Below are 16,521 nucleotides of genomic sequence, written 5' to 3'. Positions count from 1 at the left end.
CAAGAAAGCGGGCGCCGTGGCCCTTGTGCCTGCGGCCGCCTCGCGCGGGCGGGCGATGCTCTTGCTGGCGGCGGTTCTCGCACTGCTCGTGCACGGCGGCGCCTGCCGAGCCGAATCCGACTACGACGCCGCCCCCATCCGCTACTCTAGCTCCGCGCCCGAAGATGTCGTCGCCCAGCTGAAGAGCGCGGTCGACGAGGGCGTCGTGCGGCTCGAATGGGACGCCGACCACGGCTGGCTCCCCGCCCTGCTGGACTACCTGGCGGCGCCGACCGATTCGCAGACGCTGGTCTTCTCGAAGACCAGCCAGCAGCGGCGGCTGATCTCGCCCGACCGGCCCCGCGCCCTCTACTTTAACGACGACGTGTACCTTGGCTGGATCCCCGGCGCGCCGCTGCTAGAGGTGTCGGCGGTCGACCCGCGGCTCGGCGCTGTCTTCTACACCGTGGACCAGACCAACCACGACCGCCCCGACATTCAGCGCGACGGGGGCCAGTGCCTCGCCTGCCACGCCACCCGTCAAACCGAGGGCGTGCCGGGCTACCTGCTGAGGTCGGTGCACCCGGCCGTGACCGGCGAGCCACGACTCGACCTCGGCGGCCTGGCCAGCACGCCCGCCACGCCCTACTCCAAGCGCTACGGCGGCTGGTACGTCACGGCTCGGCGGGACCCCCTCGGGCACCGCGGCAACTCCATCACCCGTGGCGACAGCCTCGTGCCGCTGGCCCCATCGCCGCTGCCGACGCTCGATTCGGTGCTCGCCACAGACCGCTACCTGCGGCCCGACAGCGACCTTGTCGCGCTGCTTGTGCTAGAGCATCAGGCCCACCTGCACAACCTCATCGCGAGGGCGGGCCAGGAGACTCGACGGGCGCTGCACTACAACGCGGCCCTCAACGACGCGCTCGACCGCCCCGCCACGCACCGCTCTGACAGCACACGCCGTCGGATTGACGCCGCGGTCCGACAACTGGTCCGTGGGTTGTTGATGGGCGGCGAGCCGCCGCTTCGCGGTCGGGTCGAGGGGAGTGGCTTCGCGGAGCGCTACGCATCGGAAGGCCCGTTCGACCCGGCCGGACGGTCGCTCCGCCAACTCGACCTGCGGACCAGGCTGTTCCGCTACCCCTGCAGCCCGCTGGTCTACAGCAAGGCGTTCGACGCGCTGCCGGAAGAGGCGCTAGCGTCCGTCCGCCTGCAGCTAGCGGCGGCGCTCGCGGAGTCCCCCGCGGAGGGCTTCGAGCACCTCTCTGCCGCCGACCGACGGGCGATCCGCGAGATCCTGACGGCGACCAAGCCGGGCCTGCTCCCGTAGCGGAGTTGCTCGGCCCCACCGCATCTGCTAATAGCGGATCCGCCGCGTGGAGTGTGCCGCGTGGAGTCCCCCCGCCCCGATCGTTGTTCGCTATGAAGCCCCTCCTCGGCGTCGTCGCCGCCTCGCTGCTGGCGCTGCTGGCAAACGCCGTGAGCGCGCAGCAGTGGCAGTCGGCTGGCGTCTCGAAGATGACCGCCGCGTACGACCCCGGCTCTGGCGCCGTACTAGTCGATACGGGCGCCGGCCAACGGCTGGTCGACCCGCAGGTGGTGCAGGCGTCGGTGTACCAACCCCCTGGTCGCGCGTACGCGATCGAGGATCGGTTCTCGGCAACGCCGTCGGTCGCGCAGCCGGGCTATGGGTCTGCGGCGGTCGTGGCCCCGCCGGGAACGGTCTACGGGGCGACCCCGGTCTACGCTGGCGCGCCGACCTACGCGCCCGGCATGGCGGCTCCGAATGCCGGGTTTGCCGCCCCGGGGTACACGCCTGGTTACAACGGCTGCGCTCCGGTCGACCCCTACGGTTGCGGCCCGGTCTACGGTCAACCCGCCCCCTACGCGGCGCCGTCGGCAAGCTTGTTTCCGTCGCGGCCGGCCCACGCCGAGATCGAGGGCCGCATGGGCGACCCGGCCGAGGTGCTGCAGGGCAACCTGATGCTGCCGTTCTGGCAGCAGCAGAACGTGTTCTGGTTCCTCGACCTCCGCGGCCAGTACGACGACGAGCGCGCCGGCGAGGGCAACTTCGGCGTCGCGCGCAGGGAGCTGCTCTCCAGCGGGATGATCACCACGCTCTACGCCTTCTACGACATCCGCCACTCGGCGTACAACAACAACTTCCAGCAGGGCATGGTCGGCTTTGAGATGATGACGCTCGACTGGGAGTACCGCGTGAACGGCTACCTGCCTTTCAGCGGCGCCCAGGCCACCGGGCTGAACGTCGCGACGCTCGACGTCAACAACAACATCGTCGTGCAGCAGGGGCTGGAGCGGGCCTACTTCGGCATGGACGCGGAGTACGGTTTCTTGCTCTCTCGGCCAGGCGGCCAATACGACTCCGAGTACCGCGTCTTCCTCGGCGGCTACTGGTTCGACACCGACAAGGCCGGCTACTCGACCATCGCGGGGCCGCGGGCACGGATCGAGGGTCGCTGCTTCGACCTGCCCTACCTTGGGTCGGGTTCGCGGTTCACCTACGGCTTGAGCTACCAGTGGGACGACGTCCGCGACTCGCAGTGGATCGCCAGCGCCAACCTCCGCATCCCGTTCGGCGCCGGCAGCCGGGCCGCGACCAAGCTGTCGTTGATCGAGCGGCGGATGCTCTCGGCGCTCCGCCGCGACGAGGCGATCGTGACCGGCTCTGCACTGAGCACGTCCGAGCAGGCCATCATCAGCTCGACCGGCGCGGTCGCGACCAACGTCGCTACGATCGATGCCGGCGCCACCGCCGCCGCGGATGTCGCCGCGGCCGGCGACATCGTGGTCGTTGCCAACAACATCAACCTCGGGGCGACCGGGCCGATCGCCCTGAACGCGAACCAGTTTATTGGCGGTCGGTTCCAGGTGCACGGGCAAGACACCGGCGCGGTGGCGACCTTTGGCCAGCAGCGGACCGTCTCCGGAAACGCGGGCGCCGACGTCCTCCAACTCGGCAACAACGCCACGATCACGGGGCTGAGGATCTCAGGGGGCGACGCCGGCATCGGTGGCGACAACGTGACTGGGTTCAAGATCACCAACAACCACATCAGCGGCGGCGCGGGCGCTGGGGTTCGGTTGCAGAACATCAGCGGCGGTGACATCGTTGGCAACACCTTCGTCGGAGGCGGGACCACCGGCAACGGACTCATCGCCGCCACACTCCTCGGGCTGAGCGACGTGCGTGACAACTCGTTCACCGGCTTCGCCAGCGATGGCGTCCGTATCACGACCTACAATGGCGGCGTGTTCTCCGGCAACTCTGCGTCGGGCAATGGCGATGATGGCTTCCAGATCTCGACCTACGCAGGCGGAAACCTCACGGGCAACACCTCTCACAACAACGGCAACGACGGTTTCGAAGTAGGCACTGTCAACGGCGGAGTGATCTCAGGCAACACGGCCGAAGCCAACGGCGACGCCGGTTTCGATTTCATCAACGCGGTCACGTCGGGCAGCATCACGGGCAACCTGGCGGCCGGCAACACCGACAGCGGGTTCGACTTCGACGATGTTACCGGCGGCCTGATCCGACAGAACACGGCTCGGACAAACGGCGTCGACGGTTTCCAGTTTGCCACGCTCACCGGCGGCGGTATCGGCTTCAACACCGCAGAGGCCAACGCCGACGACGGTTTCCAGATCGACTCGTTCACCGGCGGCGTCTTCAGCGACAACACGGCGAGTGACAACACCGACGACGGCTACGACGTGACCGGAGCCGGCGGCACGGCGGCGGGCAACACCGGCAGCGGCAACGGGGCGAACAACGTCTTCCCGTAGCCAACGCCCGGTGGGCGCCCCGGCTGAACTCGGCGGCCTCGGCGCGCTATAATGTCGGGATGGCCTTCGATCACCTCACCCCACGCGCCGGCAGCTGGGCGCTCCGCACGACGACGCTCGATCTTAGCGGCCCGCCGCTGCTGATGGGCATCGTCAACGTGACGCCAGACAGTTTTTCCGACGGCGGGCGGTTCGTGGAGATCGACGCCGCGGTCGACCACGCGCTGCGGCTGGTGGACGAGGGCGCAGCGATCCTCGACATCGGCGGAGAGAGCACGCGCCCGTACTCGGACCCCGTCGAGGCCGTCGAGGAGCTCCGCCGGGTGCTGCCGGTAGTCGAACGGCTCGCCGCCCAGACCGCGACGCCCCTCTCGATCGACACCAGCAAGGCCTCCGTCGCCCGGGCGGCGATTGACGCGGGCGCCGAGATCATCAACGACGTCACCGGGCTCGAAGGCGACCCGGACATGCTCGGGTTGGCGGTCTCGTCCGGCGCCGGGGTGTGCGCCATGCACATGCGGGGCACACCGCAGACGATGCAGGACCATCCCGTGTATGATGATGTCGTCGGCGAGATCCTAGAGTACCTCCGGCTGCGGCGGGACCGGTTGCGGGATGCCGGGGTCGAACACGCGAAGGTCTGCCTCGACCCGGGCATCGGCTTCGGTAAGACCCACGAGCACAACCTTCAGCTGATGCGTGCGGCCGAACGCTTTCATGCGCTCGGCTGTCCCCTCTTGGTGGGTCACTCCCGCAAGGGGTTCCTGGCTCGCCTGCTCGGAGACAAGCAGGCCGACCGCACCGCGGCGACCGTAGGCGGATCGCTCGCACTCGCCCAACAGGGCGTCCAGGTGCTGCGAGTCCACGACGTCCGCCCGACCCGCGAAGCGATGCTAGCATTCGCCGCTTGCGGCGGCCTCGACCGCAGCCACGCTAGCACTAAACCATTCTGACAAAATGACTTAGGCGGCCGACTGGTCAACGTTGCCTCAGATCGCGACGCCTGCCATACTCGCACCGGCGCTCTGCGCCAGAACCTTCTGACCTCACGATTCTTCATGCCTGCTCAAACCAAATCTACTGTCGACCTAGCAGCCTACTGCCACGAGGTGGCTGAACGCGCCAAGGTGGCGTCGGCTCAGCTGACTTCGGTTTCTGGTCAACAGAAGATCGATTGGCTGCGACAATCCGCGAACCTGCTTAGGACCAGCGCCGAGGTCATCAATGCGGCGAACCAGAAAGACCTGGCCGCCGCGCCGGACTACGGGCTGACCGACGCCCAGGTCGACCGGCTGCGGCTAACGCCCGACCGGATCGAGTCGATCGCGGTGGGGCTCGAGGAGGTCGCGGCGTTGCGGGAGCCGGTGGGGCGGGTGCTCGACTCCACCGTGCGGCCCAATGGGCTGCGGATCGACAAGGTCTGCGTGCCGCTTGGGGTGGTGTTCTTCATCTACGAGTCGCGGCCCAACGTGACCGCCGACGCCGCCGCGATCTGCGTCAAGGCGGGCAACGCCGTGATCCTGCGGGGCGGCAAGGAGGCGCTGCACTCGAGCCGCGCAATCGTCGACCTGCTGGCGGAAGCCGCCGAGGCCGCCGGGCTGCCGCGCGACGCGGTGCAGCTGGTGTCGACCACCGACCGGGCGGCCGTCGGGCACTTTCTCAAACAGTCCGACTTCATCGACGTCGCGATCCCGCGAGGGGGCGAAGGCCTCATCCGCCGGGTGGTGGCCGAGGCGACCATGCCGGTCATCAAGCACTTCGACGGCAACTGCCACGTGTACGTTGACGCCGCCGCCGACCTCGACGCCGCCGAGGCGATTGTCGTGAACAGCAAGTGTCACCGCCTGGGGGTGTGCAACGCGGCCGAGTCGTTGGTCGTCCACGCAGACATCGCGGCCGAGGCGGTCCCCCGCCTGGTCATCGCGCTCAACAAACAAGAGATCGAGGTCCGCGGTTGCCCCAAGGTGTGCGAGCTGGCGCCGTCCGCCGTGCCGGCGACCGAGGAGGACTTCGGCGCCGAGTTCCTGGGTCCGACGATCTCGGCGGTGGTGGTGGGCTCGCTCGACGAGGCCATCCGCCACATCAACCGCTACAGCTCGGGCCACACCGAGAGCATCGTCACCACCAATCTGGCGGCCTCCCGCGAGTTCGCCGAACGCATCGACAGCGCGGCGGTGGTGATCAACGCCAGCACGCGATTCAACGACGGCGGCGAGTTCGGCCTCGGGGCGGAGATCGGCATCAGCACCGACAAGTTCCACGCCCGCGGGCCGTGCGGCGTGGACGAACTGACAAGCTACAAGTACATCGTCCACGGACAGGGCCACACCAGAAAGTAGCCAAGGGTCCGGGACGGACGCAACCCAATCGCAAGGACGCGAACATGGGCGACGTGCTCAGCCAAGCGGAAGTTGAAAACCTGCTGAGTTCGCTGGACGGCGACCCGACTCCTGCTGCGCCCGCGCAGCAGGCGGCCGCCTCCCCCGCCGCGCCGGTTTACTCGTCCGTCCCGGCGCCTCCTCCCCGCACGCGCGAAAAGGTCACGCCGTACGACTTCAAGCGCCCGGAGCGCGTCGGCAAGGATCAGATGCGGGCGCTGCAGACCATGCACGAGGGGTTCGGCCGCAACTACGGCGCGGCGCTCTCGGCGCTGCTGCGGACGATCGTCGAGGTGAAGCTGACGAGCGTGGACCAGCTGACCTACAGCGAGTTCATCTTCAGCCTCGAGAACCCAACCTGCTTCAACCTGATCAACGCGGCCCCGCTCGAGGGCCAGCTGATCCTCGACATCAACCCGTCGCTGCTGTTCCCGATCATCGACCGTCTGCTGGGCGGCGGCAGCGAGGCGACCCCGCCGGCGCGGCGTCCGCTCACCGAAATCGAGCTGCTGCTGGTCGGCCGGATCACGGGGCTGTTCCTCAACGAGATGCGTTCGGCCTGGGAGAACGTCATCGAGCTCGACCTGAGCGTCGATCGGGTAGAGAGCAACCCGCAGCTGGTGCAGATCGTGCCGCCGAACGAGGTGGTCGTGCTGATCAGCTTCGAGCTCACCATCGGCGACGTTCGGGGCATGGTGAACCTGTGCATCCCGTTCAACTCGATCGAGCGGATCGGGCAGGAGCTCAGCGCCAACAGCTGGGTGACCTACTCCAGCAAGCCGGCCAGCCCCGAGGCGATCCAGCGGCTCGGGTTGCAGGTGCAGTCGGCGGCGGTCGAGGTGGTGGTCGAGCTCGCCGAGACCACCATCAGCACGGCCGACTTCATCGGCCTGCGGGTGGGCGACATCATCGCCACCGAGAAGGACGTCCGGCAACCGCTCTGCATGCTCATCGAGGGGCGTCGCAAGTTCGAGGCGTCCGCCGGGGCGTTCAAGGGCCGCAAGGCAATCCAGGTGAGCGGCGTGATTACCGACCCCGCGCAGCGGACCGCGAAGCAGGCGGACGAAGACGCCGCTTAGGCACGCTCAGCGACTGGGGTGTCGTGCGCCGGTTGGCGCTCCAGAACCTTCCAGGCGCGGGGCAAAACAATCGCCGCCTCGATCACCATCCAAACCTGCAGCAGCAAGATAACCACGCCGAAGCCGAGCAGCACGTGCTTGCCGTTTGGCCAGAAGTCTTGGGCAATATTCTGCGCCATCGCCCACCCGGGCACGACCAGCATCAGCACCATCGGGAGGGCGGCAAACCAAACCGGCAGCCCGCGGCGGAGCAGGTAGAAGACGATCACCATGAGGGCGAGCCCCGCCAGCAGCTGGTTGGTGGCCCCGAACAGCGGCCACAAAATCAGCCCCCCGGAGCCGGGGCCCGAGCCGCCGTCGATCAACGCAACCGCCCCGCCTGTGACCACCGCGATCCCGGTCGCGATGTGCTTATTGGTCAACGGCGCTACACCAAGCGTGCCGCCCAGCTCTTGGATCACGTACCGCTGCAGCCGGGTCGCCGTGTCGAGGGTGGTGGCGGCGAAGCAGGCGACCAGCACCGCGATGATGGCCACGCTCAGCCTCTTCGGCACTCCCAGGGCGCTGACGAAATTGGCGCCCCCCTCGACGAACCCGCCGACCATCTGCGGCAGCTTGTGGTTCTTCCAGCCGCCGCTGGTGACGGTCTGCCCCTGCTCGTTGGTGCTGGTCGTGATCCGAGCGTCGTACTTTGATTGCCAGGCGGCGGCGCCGGTCAGCGTCTTCCCGTCAGGCGTGGTGACTCCCATCCCGAGCCCGGCACAGCAGGCCAGGATAACAACCACGGCGAGCGCGCCCTCAAGCAACATCCCGCCGTAGCCGACCAGCCGCGCGTCGGGCTCACGGTCGATCTGCTTGCTGGTGGTGCCGCTGGCCACCAGGCAGTGGAAGCCGCTGCACGCGCCGCAGGCGATGGTGATAAACAGGAACGGGAAGATGGGCGGCGCGTCCTCTGGGATCTCGGTGGCGATCATTGGGGCGGCGGACAGGCTGGCCTTCCCCGTCAATCCGGCCACCGCCAGCCCACCGACCAGCAGTGCCAGGGCGACCATCAGCTGGTGGCTGTTAATGTAGTCCCGCGGCTGCAGCAGCAGCCACACCGGCAGGACGCTGGCCACGTAGCAGTACGCAAGGAGCAGCATGGTCCAGACCACGACGGGATTTCCGTAGGCGCCCAACGCGTCAATCGGGGCGAGGCTGAAATCGAGCCCCAACTCCGGTGCGTAGGCGCCGACCGCGACCGTGGCGTAGAGCACTACCAGGGCGATGACCGACGGCCACAACAGACCGACTCCTGCGCGGTAGACCAGCAAACCCACCACAACCGCGAGCGGCATGGCGGTCCAGACGCTGAGCACCGAAGCGGGGTACAGCTTGAAGATGATGGCGATCACCAACCCGAAAATGGCCAGCACGACCATCAGCGCAAAGAACAGCACCAGCAGGAACAGCAGCTTGGCCCGTGGCGAGATCACCCGGCCGGCGACCTCGCCGATGGTCTGCCCCTGATTGCGGAGGCTCAGCACCAGGGACCCGAAGTCGTGCACCGCACCGACAAAGATCGACCCGAGCACCACCCACAGCAGGGCCGGGAGCCAACCCCAGAAGACGGCGATCGCCGGCCCGACGATCGGCCCGGTCCCCGCGATGCTAGTGAAGTGGTGGCCGAAGATCACGCTCGGCTTCGTGGGCACAAAGTCGACATCATCCCGCAGGGCGTGGCTGGGGGCGACCGCCTCGGCGCTCAGCTGAAAGATCCGCTGGCCGATCCACCGCCCGTAGGTGTGGTAGGCGACGATGAAGGCGAAGAACGAGCCGAGGGCGACGGCCAGGGTGAACATGCGAGGGGAGCTCGGTCGGGTGTGAAGAGATCCCCTCTAGTCTAATAGGGGCGGCCGCAGCTCCGCCAGCGGCCGCAGGCCGGGCGGGTTCCAGCCTTCCACCGGGTGGATTACACTGCCGTGCTCGGTTGGTCCCCTCACCCGCGTCCCACGCCCCTCCCCGCACCATGCCCCAGATCGAAGCCTTCCGCGGCGTCCGCTATGACCTTGGCCACGTTGGCGGCCTGTCGAATGTTGTCGCCCCGCCGTACGACGTGATCGGCCCCGAGCTGCAGCAGCAGCTCTACGACCTGCACCCCAACAACTGCGTGCGGCTGATCCTGAACAAGGACGAGCCCGGCGACGACGACTCCAACAACCGCTACACCCGGGCCGCCAAGCTGCTGAAGGACTGGCAGCGGGACCGCGTACTGTTCACCGAGGGCGACCCGGCCGTGTACGTCTACCACCAGACGTACGAGGCGGGGGGCATCGAGTACACCCGTCGCGGTTTCATGTGCCGGGTCAAGCTCCAGAGGTTCGGCGAGGGCGACATCCACCCGCACGAGGAGACCCACGGCGGGGCCAAGGCCGACCGCCTGAAGCTGTGGAAGGCGTGCAAGACCAACATGAGCCAGATCTTCGGCCTGTTCCCCGACGAGGAGAACGAGGCCCAGGAACTGCTGATGGACGCCATCGCCACCGCCACTCCGCTCGAGGCGACCGACCACCTGGGCGTCACCAACAGCCTCTGGCCGGTAACGGACGTCGCCACGATCACCAAGCTGCAGGCGATCATGGGGGGCAAGCCGACCTACATCGCCGACGGGCACCACCGCTACGAGACCGCCTGCAACTACCGCGACGAGGTCGCCGAGGCGTACGCCGCCGAGAACGGCGGGGCCACCCTGCCCGACGACCACCCGGCCAACTACGTGCTGATGATGTGCGTCTCGATGAGCGACCCCGGCATGCTGGTGCTGCCGACCCACCGCCTATTCCGCAACATGCCCGAGCTGGATTCTGTGGAACTCGTCGAGAAGCTGGGCGACTCGTTCGACCACGAGTTCGGCGGCAGCGGCCCCGAAGAGGCGGCCGCCGTCTGGGGCATGATCGACGCCGAGCAGGACCAGGGGACCCTCGCCCTCTACACCGCCAAGGACCAGCAGTGGACCATGGTCACGGTGTCCGAGAAGGGGCGCCAGAAAATGGCCGAACTCTCGTCCGACCACAGCTCCGACTGGCAGGGCCTGGGCGTCAGCCTGCTGCACCGGTTGATCTTCGAGAACCTGCTCGACGCCCCCAGCGAGGCCGCGCCGAAGTACGTCCGCTCGATCGAGGAAGTGGTTCAGGGCCTGACCCACGGCGACGACACCGGCCGGGACCTGACCGGCCAGATCGCCACCGGCGGGGCCTTCAACCTGGCGGCGATCGTCATGCCCGCCACGCTGGAGCACATCCGCCAGATCAGCAACCACGGCGAACGGATGCCGGCGAAGAGCACCTACTTCTACCCCAAGGTGCTCAGTGGCCTGGTGTTCAACCCGCTCCAGTAGGCTCGGCGAAGCTCCCCCGCAGCGCGTTCCACGCGTGGCTGACTGTTTCACGTGAAACGCTCAGGCGGTTCTTGCCGTGCGCGCGTGCTGGGTGTTTCACGTGAAACAGGCAAGCCGGTCGACCGCCCCAAACTGGCCGCCCAAACCGACTCCCCGCCAGCGAGATCAGTCGAACGGCGAGGCCGGGGCCTCCTCGACCCCGCGGGCTGGGGCTGGCATTGGGAACCGCCGACCCAGCAGCCGGTGCGAGACCCACACGCTGACCGGCAGCAGCAGCACCGCGACCAGCACCCCGCCCAATAGCACCCGGGCAACCGGGACGTCGAGCAGCCCGCTCACACGCAGCAGGCCCATCACGAAGCTGGCGACCGACATCACGCCGAACATCGCCGCTAGGCTAATCTGCAGGTTCAGCGACCGACGCGCGGCAGTGATCTGGGCGTCGGCGGACCAGAACGACTCCCGCACAAATTGCTTGAGCTCGCGGGTCGCCAGGTAGGTCGCCACCGGTTGGATCATCATCACCGCGACCACCGGGCCCCAGAAGAAGTCGTGCGGGTCGTCGACCACGCCGGCGGAAATGGGCAACACGCCCGTGACAGCGGCGCCGCCGGCGATGAACCCGGCCAGCCAGTCCTGCCGCACCGGCGTGCCCGAGAGGGCGAACACCAGGGCGACCATGCCGAGCACCATCGCCCCCACCAGCGCGAACCAGAAGTAGCCGAGGCCCGCCAGACCGACGACCGTGAGCGCCTCGCCCCAGACCGATTGCGGCGAGAGCAGCCCAAGCGGGGTCGCCTCAAACCGCCCGCCCCACAGCCGGGCGGCGACCGCCACCGGCACGTACGCCGCGCCGGCGAAGGCGATCGCCGAATGGATCTCCCGCCAGTTGACGTCCTGCAGGCGGCGGGGGCGGCGTTCCAACTGGGCCAGCCGGCGGGCCGACGGACGGGGCTGTTCGTAGCTCATCTGACGATTGCTGGTTTCACGTGAAACAGGCAGACCTGACCGGCTCCGCCCCACCGCAGCTGATGCGGCATCACCGCTGCTGCCTCATCGCCTTCAGCCTACCGCCAAACCTCCTACTTTGCACGCGCCGCCGCCAGCGGCCGAACCAGATGGCGAATGGGAGAGAGATAGTTTGCCAGACCAGCCAGGCGCCAACGAGCGCATAGAGCGGCAATGTGAGCTGGCGGAAATAGCTGAGCGTGCCCAACGCCAGACTGGTCAATAGGGTGAGCAGCAGCAGTTGACGAATTGAGAAGGTCAGGCTCATAGTTCCCGGCGCATCGCCGACGTTGGGTGGTGGCGCAAACCGCCAGTTGAGAAGTCCTGCGTAGGCTCCACCGCACTGCAGGAACGTGGTAGCAAGCAGCGGCCCCAGCAAAATCTCTATCGCCAACACATCCAGCTGAGGTTCCTTTAACGGCCGGATGAAGTGCAGCGGCAGGAATGCGACGAGCGCTACAACGCCCCCCGCCAATGCACCGTGGGTTTCCCAGCGACATTGCAGCTTCATCGATTTGATTGCAGCCACATACACGGGAAGCACAACGGCGCTGATCGCACCACCGTAGGCAGCCGTCACCGCGAACACCGGGAGCATGGTGGCTAAGTAGGGAATCAGCTCAGAAAGGACCTGCCAGCCCACGGCTCCAAGGGGCGGTCCGCGCAGCGATGAGAGCCACAATAGGGTGCAAAGTGTGACCGAATAGACGCCGCCCGACAGAGCCAGCATCGATCCCAGATAAGTCCACGGCCCCTGGCGCACATTGGAGTAGACATCAAGCCGCGACGGGATCACGCGGACGCCGGGCTCGTTGTTATCCTCCGGCGGGGGCTGCTCCTTGGGCAGCGGGATCGGGCGGATGTAGCGTTTGGTGAGGCGGGCCATCGGCGGCTAGGCTCCGGCGCTGCGGACGGGCGGCGCGCTGGTCGGTGTGGCGGGCATTTCCCTCAAGGCCCCAAAGCGACGACTCCGCCGCAGGCGCCTGGCCAAGGTCAACGCGGGGCGGCGCCCGACCGTCTGGCACACCATCCAAAACGCCACCGTAAGCAGCATCGATAGATTGAGCATCTCCGTCAGCCGCAGCACCGCGAACCCCACACTCAGCACCAGCGTTAGCCCGAGCATCTGGCGGACGCTGAACGACGCTCGGTTCGGATCACAGGCTTCTTCATCAAGCCCCGCGTCGCAGCGCCGCTGCTCGAGACCGAGTCCCCCGCACGCTCCGCCGACCTGGCCAACGAAAATCGCCAACACCGGGCCGAGCGCCACGGTGCATAAAAACATGAACAGTTCCATGCCGCCCGGCAGGACCTGCGGCCGCCACAGGAACTCGCTGCACACGACGTAGACCATCGGTGCGAAGTAGGCGTAAGCCACCATCCCGCCGCCGATCACGCCCTTGGTCCGCCACTGCCACTTGACTCCGATGGCGCAGGTGGCTGCCCAGAGAACGAACAGCACCGGGACACACAGCACCGCGGAGGCGAACAGGGCCGCCCCGCAAGCGACGGTCGTTACCACCACGGTCGTAACCCCGACCTCCAGGATGTCTTCCCACCGCGGGTGTTCAGACCCCACGAAGATGGATAGCACGACCAGCGGCAGCGACACCACGAGCACTAGGATCGGGTAGCACATCGCCGCCATTGAGATCCCGACCCCGATCGCCGGCCACTCGGGATCAGGCTCTGCCGGCCGGGGCGGCGGACTCTCGGCGTTGGGCAGCGTGCTGGTCATTGCTATCACCACTGCGTATGCGCTCGAAAACCTCGGGATGATTGCCGTTCCGCCGCCGGCCTTCCGATTCTACAATCCCCCGCCGCCAGATACGAACGAGTAGTCCAATCCACATCGCGTCGATCAGCCCACCCCGCCAGGGGTGGGACCGAACCCTAGCGCGGTCCCACCTCTTGCGAGATGGGCTAAGGCCGAACAACCAGCTACCGCGAACATCAGCCTCCGAGCACCAACCTGCACCATGGGTCGAGTCCACTGCATCGCGAACCAGAAGGGCGGCGTCGGCAAGACGACCACCGCCGTGAACCTGGCGGCCGGCTGCGCCATGGCAGGGCTGCGGACGCTGCTGGTGGACCTCGACCCGCAGTGCAACGCCACCAGCGCACTGGGCCGCACGCCCTCGCCTCGACATCCATTAGTAGAGAAAACCCCGATCGCCGACTCGGTCGCCCCGACCGAGATCCCCGACCTCGAGGTGCTGCCCGGCAGCCGCAGCTTCCAGGACGCCGACGCGCTCGCCAACGCCGACGACAGCCAGGCGAAGCTCGTCGCCGACCACCTAACCGCCAGCCTCAGCGTCTACGACGCGGTGCTGGTCGACTGCCCGCCGTCGCTCGGCGCGCTCACCCAGACGGCCCTCGCCATGGCGGACGAGGTGATCATGCCGTTGGAATGTGAGTACTTTGCGATGGAAGGGTTGACTCAAATGATTGAGCTCATCAAACGGGTGATGCGGCGTACGAATAGCCGATTACAGTTTGGCGGGATTCTGCTGACCAAGTATGACGACTCGCTCGACCTGACGCGGGAAGTCGAACGCGAGGTCCGCGATTTTTTCGGCGACATCGTGTTCCACACCGTGGCGCCGCGCGACGTCGCCCTGGCCGAGGCCCCCAGCCACGGCCAGTGCATTATGGACTACGCCCCCCGCTCCCGCGGAGCGAGGGCCTATATAGAGCTTTGCCAGGAGGTGCTAGGACGTGTCTAATCAGCAACGCCGTTTGGGTCGAGGACTAGAAGCATTGTTGGGCCGCTCGCTGGACGAGCAGCCCGCCGGGCAGCCGCTGCCGGCCGACGCCGCCGCGCCGGCCGACGCCGTGCCCGCGGGCGAGGACCCGGCGCTCATGAACCGCGACGAGTCGGGCCAGCTGTGGCTCGAGCTCGGCGTGATCAAGCCGAACCCGCACCAGCCCCGCAAGCACTTCGACGAGGTCGAGATCGCCGACCTGGCCGACAGCATCCGCGAGCACGGCGTGCTCCAGCCGCTGGTCGTCCGCCAGATCGACGACCGCTTCGAGCTGATCGCCGGCGAGCGCCGACTCCGCGCCGCCCAGGCCGCCAGCTGGCAACGCGTGCCGGTGCAGCTGAAGCAGGTCACCGATCAGCAGATGGCCGAGATCGCCATCGTCGAGAACGTCCAGCGGAAGGACCTCGGCCCGCTCGAGAAGGCGGCCAGCTTCCACAAGTACCTGCAGGACTACGGCTGCACCCAGGAAGACCTCGCCAAGCGGATCCACATCGACCGCTCGACCATCGCCAACCTGATCCGCCTGCTCGAGCTCCCCGAGCAGGTCAAGCAGATGATCTCCGCCGGCGAGCTGACCCAGGGCCACGCCCGGGCGCTGCTGCCGCTGGGCGAGGTCGACCAGCAGGTCGAGATGGCCAAGCGGATCAAGCGCGAGAGCCTGTCGGTCCGGGCGACCGAGCAGGCGATCCAGGAGTTGAACCGCGGCGAAGACGACCTGCTCCGCGTGGTCGGCGAGGACGGCGTCAGCCGCAAGCCGACCGCGGCCCGCAACGATCAGCTAGCATCGCTAGAGCAAGAGCTGCAGACGGCGCTTGGAACAAAGGTCTCCCTCAGCCGCAATGCCAAGGGCAAGGGTAAGATCACCATCGCCTTCAAGGACGCCGACGAGTTCGAGCGTCTGCGGCAGCACCTGGCGGGCCAGCAGTCTGTGCAGCCGGCGGCGCCCGAGCAGGAGCCGGCGCAAGAGTTCGTTCAGCAGGACTCGAGCTTCCAGCAGGACGGCTACCAGGATGGCGGTTTCGTCGCGGCCGGCTAGCGAGGTCGATCATCACCAAGCGGAAACGCTCGTCGCAGCTCCAGCCCACCCCGCCCGGGGTGGGACTTCGCCGGAGTTCGGTCCCACCCCTGGCGGGGTCGGTTACTACTCAATGCTTCGAACCGCAGTGCGGCGGGCGCCGCCGAGCGGTCCGTTGCTGCGAACCAATCGGTAAGCTACGATATCAACTCAGGTGGAGCCACTAGCTCCAACCACGGGGCGTGGCGCAGCCTGGTAGCGCGACTGCTTTGGGAGCAGTAGGTCGCATGTTCGAATCATGTCGCCCCGACTTTCTCTAAACCCTTGCCGATCAAGAGTTTGCGATACCCGCGGACGGCCCGCGGCGCGGCGTTTCCCGGGAAGTCACAGCGGTATTTACCGCTTTGCACTTTCCGGAGGCCCGCGCTACACGCCGTCCTAACCGCAAACTTTCCTTCTATCGCAAGCACAAGCGTAGCGGCCACGGCCCCGCGAGAGAGCGGCATATTGTTTAGGGCACGCGATGGTGGGGCGTTTGGAGCGTCATTCCGGACCACTCTGCTGCCGGTAGAGGGTGGGGTCGACGGCTTCTACCATCGCGCCCTCGTCGAGTCCCCCGCCTAGGAATCGGTTCACCTCGGCGGCCACTTCGGCTGGGCAGTCGATACAGGAGCGGTGCTGCACTTTGAGCACTTGAGCGTCACTTGCTTGGAGGAATCTGTCGACCGCCTCGACCTGCTTGGAGAATAAGCCTTCGAGCTGCGCGTCGGACAGCGCCGCCCCCTGCTTGCCGGATCGTTCGAGCATGGTTCGCTGCGACCTCACCACCTCGATCAGGTCCCGCTGCATGAACACGATGCGGTATTTCTCCCGGGGCAGATACTCCAGCAGCTGCACGATCACCTTGACCACTTTACCCCTGGCGTCGCCCAGCCACGAGTTGTCCGACCTCAGGCTCTTCGTCTTGTCGTACTCAAGGTACCCGCGGGGGTTATCCTCGTCGGCGCCGCGTTGTCCGTCGGTCAACGGGGCAAGTCCGCCAGCGACGAGCATCTGCATCATCATCGATGTGCCGGATCGCGGTAGGCCCGTGACAATAGTGATAGCGGAG

The 16,521-nt window shown here is 67.2% G+C and carries 13 protein-coding genes and 1 tRNA gene; 9 read left to right on the top strand and 5 right to left on the bottom strand.

The features are described from left to right. Nucleotides 1–16: 16 nt before the first annotated feature. The 5 genes from Pla123a_RS16630 (at nt 17) to fliM (ending at nt 7,246) form a co-directional block, all read left to right on the top strand. Nucleotides 17–1,312: a hypothetical protein gene (locus tag Pla123a_RS16630; protein WP_146589004.1), complete on the top strand. Its 1,296-nt coding sequence runs from the start codon at nt 17–19 to the stop codon at nt 1,310–1,312. Nucleotides 1,313–1,404: 92 nt separating this feature from the next. After that, nucleotides 1,405–3,789, top strand: coding sequence for a right-handed parallel beta-helix repeat-containing protein (locus tag Pla123a_RS16625; RefSeq protein ID WP_146589002.1), 2,385 nt, complete (start codon nt 1,405–1,407; stop codon nt 3,787–3,789). 59 nt (nt 3,790–3,848) lie between these two features. After that, nucleotides 3,849–4,742: a dihydropteroate synthase gene (folP, locus tag Pla123a_RS16620; RefSeq protein ID WP_231956518.1), complete on the top strand. Its 894-nt coding sequence runs from the start codon at nt 3,849–3,851 to the stop codon at nt 4,740–4,742. Nucleotides 4,743–4,847: 105 nt separating this feature from the next. Continuing rightward, on the top strand, nt 4,848–6,128 hold the full coding sequence (locus tag Pla123a_RS16615; protein ID WP_146589000.1) for a glutamate-5-semialdehyde dehydrogenase: 1,281 nt from the start codon (nt 4,848–4,850) through the stop codon (nt 6,126–6,128). 44 nt (nt 6,129–6,172) lie between these two features. Continuing rightward, nucleotides 6,173–7,246, top strand: coding sequence for a flagellar motor switch protein FliM (fliM, locus tag Pla123a_RS16610; protein ID WP_146588998.1), 1,074 nt, complete (start codon nt 6,173–6,175; stop codon nt 7,244–7,246). On the opposite strand, the gene Pla123a_RS16605 is transcribed toward fliM, so the two are convergent. Then, a complete protein-coding gene (locus tag Pla123a_RS16605; RefSeq protein WP_146588996.1) occupies nt 7,243–9,087 on the bottom strand; it encodes a carbon starvation CstA family protein in 1,845 nt (614 codons plus the stop codon). The two genes, fliM and Pla123a_RS16605, sit on opposite strands and share 4 nt — an antisense overlap. Nucleotides 9,088–9,254: 167 nt before the next feature. Here Pla123a_RS16605 and Pla123a_RS16600 point away from each other — a divergent pair, with 167 nt between their 5' ends. Further along, nucleotides 9,255–10,622 carry a DUF1015 domain-containing protein gene (locus tag Pla123a_RS16600; protein WP_146588994.1) on the top strand — a complete coding sequence of 456 codons (1,368 nt, stop codon included), beginning with the start codon at nt 9,255–9,257 and terminating at the stop codon, nt 10,620–10,622. A 165-nt stretch (nt 10,623–10,787) separates the two neighbouring features. On the opposite strand, the gene Pla123a_RS16595 is transcribed toward Pla123a_RS16600, so the two are convergent. The 3 genes from Pla123a_RS16595 to Pla123a_RS16585 all read right to left on the bottom strand — a co-directional run bounded on the left by Pla123a_RS16595 (nt 10,788) and on the right by Pla123a_RS16585 (nt 13,368). Then, a complete protein-coding gene (locus tag Pla123a_RS16595) occupies nt 10,788–11,591 on the bottom strand; it encodes a hypothetical protein (RefSeq protein ID WP_146588992.1) in 804 nt (267 codons plus the stop codon). A 70-nt stretch (nt 11,592–11,661) separates the two neighbouring features. Continuing rightward, a complete protein-coding gene (locus Pla123a_RS16590) occupies nt 11,662–12,516 on the bottom strand; it encodes a hypothetical protein (RefSeq protein WP_146588990.1) in 855 nt (284 codons plus the stop codon). A 6-nt stretch (nt 12,517–12,522) separates the two neighbouring features. Continuing rightward, nucleotides 12,523–13,368, bottom strand: a complete 846-nt coding sequence (locus Pla123a_RS16585; protein ID WP_146588988.1) for a hypothetical protein — start codon at nt 13,366–13,368, stop codon at nt 12,523–12,525. 241 nt (nt 13,369–13,609) lie between these two features. Here Pla123a_RS16585 and Pla123a_RS16580 point away from each other — a divergent pair, with 241 nt between their 5' ends. From Pla123a_RS16580 to Pla123a_RS16570, 3 genes are all read left to right on the top strand, one after another. Then, nucleotides 13,610–14,356 (top strand): ParA family protein, encoded by a 747-nt coding sequence (locus tag Pla123a_RS16580; protein WP_146588986.1) that lies wholly within the window; start codon nt 13,610–13,612, stop codon nt 14,354–14,356. Nucleotides 14,357–14,393: 37 nt separating this feature from the next. Next, nucleotides 14,394–15,431: a ParB/RepB/Spo0J family partition protein gene (locus Pla123a_RS16575; RefSeq protein WP_231956517.1), complete on the top strand. Its 1,038-nt coding sequence runs from the start codon at nt 14,394–14,396 to the stop codon at nt 15,429–15,431. 215 nt (nt 15,432–15,646) lie between these two features. Continuing rightward, a tRNA-Pro gene (locus Pla123a_RS16570) sits at nt 15,647–15,720 on the top strand. Nucleotides 15,721–15,953: 233 nt separating this feature from the next. Here Pla123a_RS16570 and Pla123a_RS16565 read toward each other — a convergent pair. Further along, entirely contained in the window at nt 15,954–16,472 is a 519-nt protein-coding gene (locus Pla123a_RS16565; RefSeq protein WP_197528051.1) for a sulfotransferase family protein, read from the bottom strand. Nucleotides 16,473–16,521: the final 49 nt, after the last annotated feature.

The sequence above is a fragment of the Posidoniimonas polymericola genome (assembly GCF_007859935.1).
In the GTDB taxonomy this organism is placed as follows: Bacteria; Planctomycetota; Planctomycetia; order Pirellulales; family Lacipirellulaceae; genus Posidoniimonas; species Posidoniimonas polymericola.
This window is presented reverse-complemented; position numbering and strand designations above follow the sequence as displayed.

What these genes read in the sequence shown, in the direction of transcription:
- folP (WP_231956518.1), top strand. Translation starts at nt 3,849, where the DNA reads ATGGCCTTCGATCACCTCACCCCACGCGCCGGCAGCTGGGCGCTCCGC.
- Pla123a_RS16600 (WP_146588994.1), top strand. Translation starts at nt 9,255, where the DNA reads ATGCCCCAGATCGAAGCCTTCCGCGGCGTCCGCTATGACCTTGGCCAC.
- Pla123a_RS16605 (WP_146588996.1), bottom strand. Translation starts at nt 9,087, where the DNA reads ATGTTCACCCTGGCCGTCGCCCTCGGCTCGTTCTTCGCCTTCATCGTC.
- Pla123a_RS16585 (WP_146588988.1), bottom strand. Translation starts at nt 13,368, where the DNA reads ATGACCAGCACGCTGCCCAACGCCGAGAGTCCGCCGCCCCGGCCGGCA.
- fliM (WP_146588998.1), top strand. Translation starts at nt 6,173, where the DNA reads ATGGGCGACGTGCTCAGCCAAGCGGAAGTTGAAAACCTGCTGAGTTCG.
- Pla123a_RS16595 (WP_146588992.1), bottom strand. Translation starts at nt 11,591, where the DNA reads ATGAGCTACGAACAGCCCCGTCCGTCGGCCCGCCGGCTGGCCCAGTTG.
- Pla123a_RS16565 (WP_197528051.1), bottom strand. Translation starts at nt 16,472, where the DNA reads ATGATGCAGATGCTCGTCGCTGGCGGACTTGCCCCGTTGACCGACGGA.
- Pla123a_RS16615 (WP_146589000.1), top strand. Translation starts at nt 4,848, where the DNA reads ATGCCTGCTCAAACCAAATCTACTGTCGACCTAGCAGCCTACTGCCAC.
- Pla123a_RS16590 (WP_146588990.1), bottom strand. Translation starts at nt 12,516, where the DNA reads ATGGCCCGCCTCACCAAACGCTACATCCGCCCGATCCCGCTGCCCAAG.
- Pla123a_RS16580 (WP_146588986.1), top strand. Translation starts at nt 13,610, where the DNA reads ATGGGTCGAGTCCACTGCATCGCGAACCAGAAGGGCGGCGTCGGCAAG.
- Pla123a_RS16625 (WP_146589002.1), top strand. Translation starts at nt 1,405, where the DNA reads ATGAAGCCCCTCCTCGGCGTCGTCGCCGCCTCGCTGCTGGCGCTGCTG.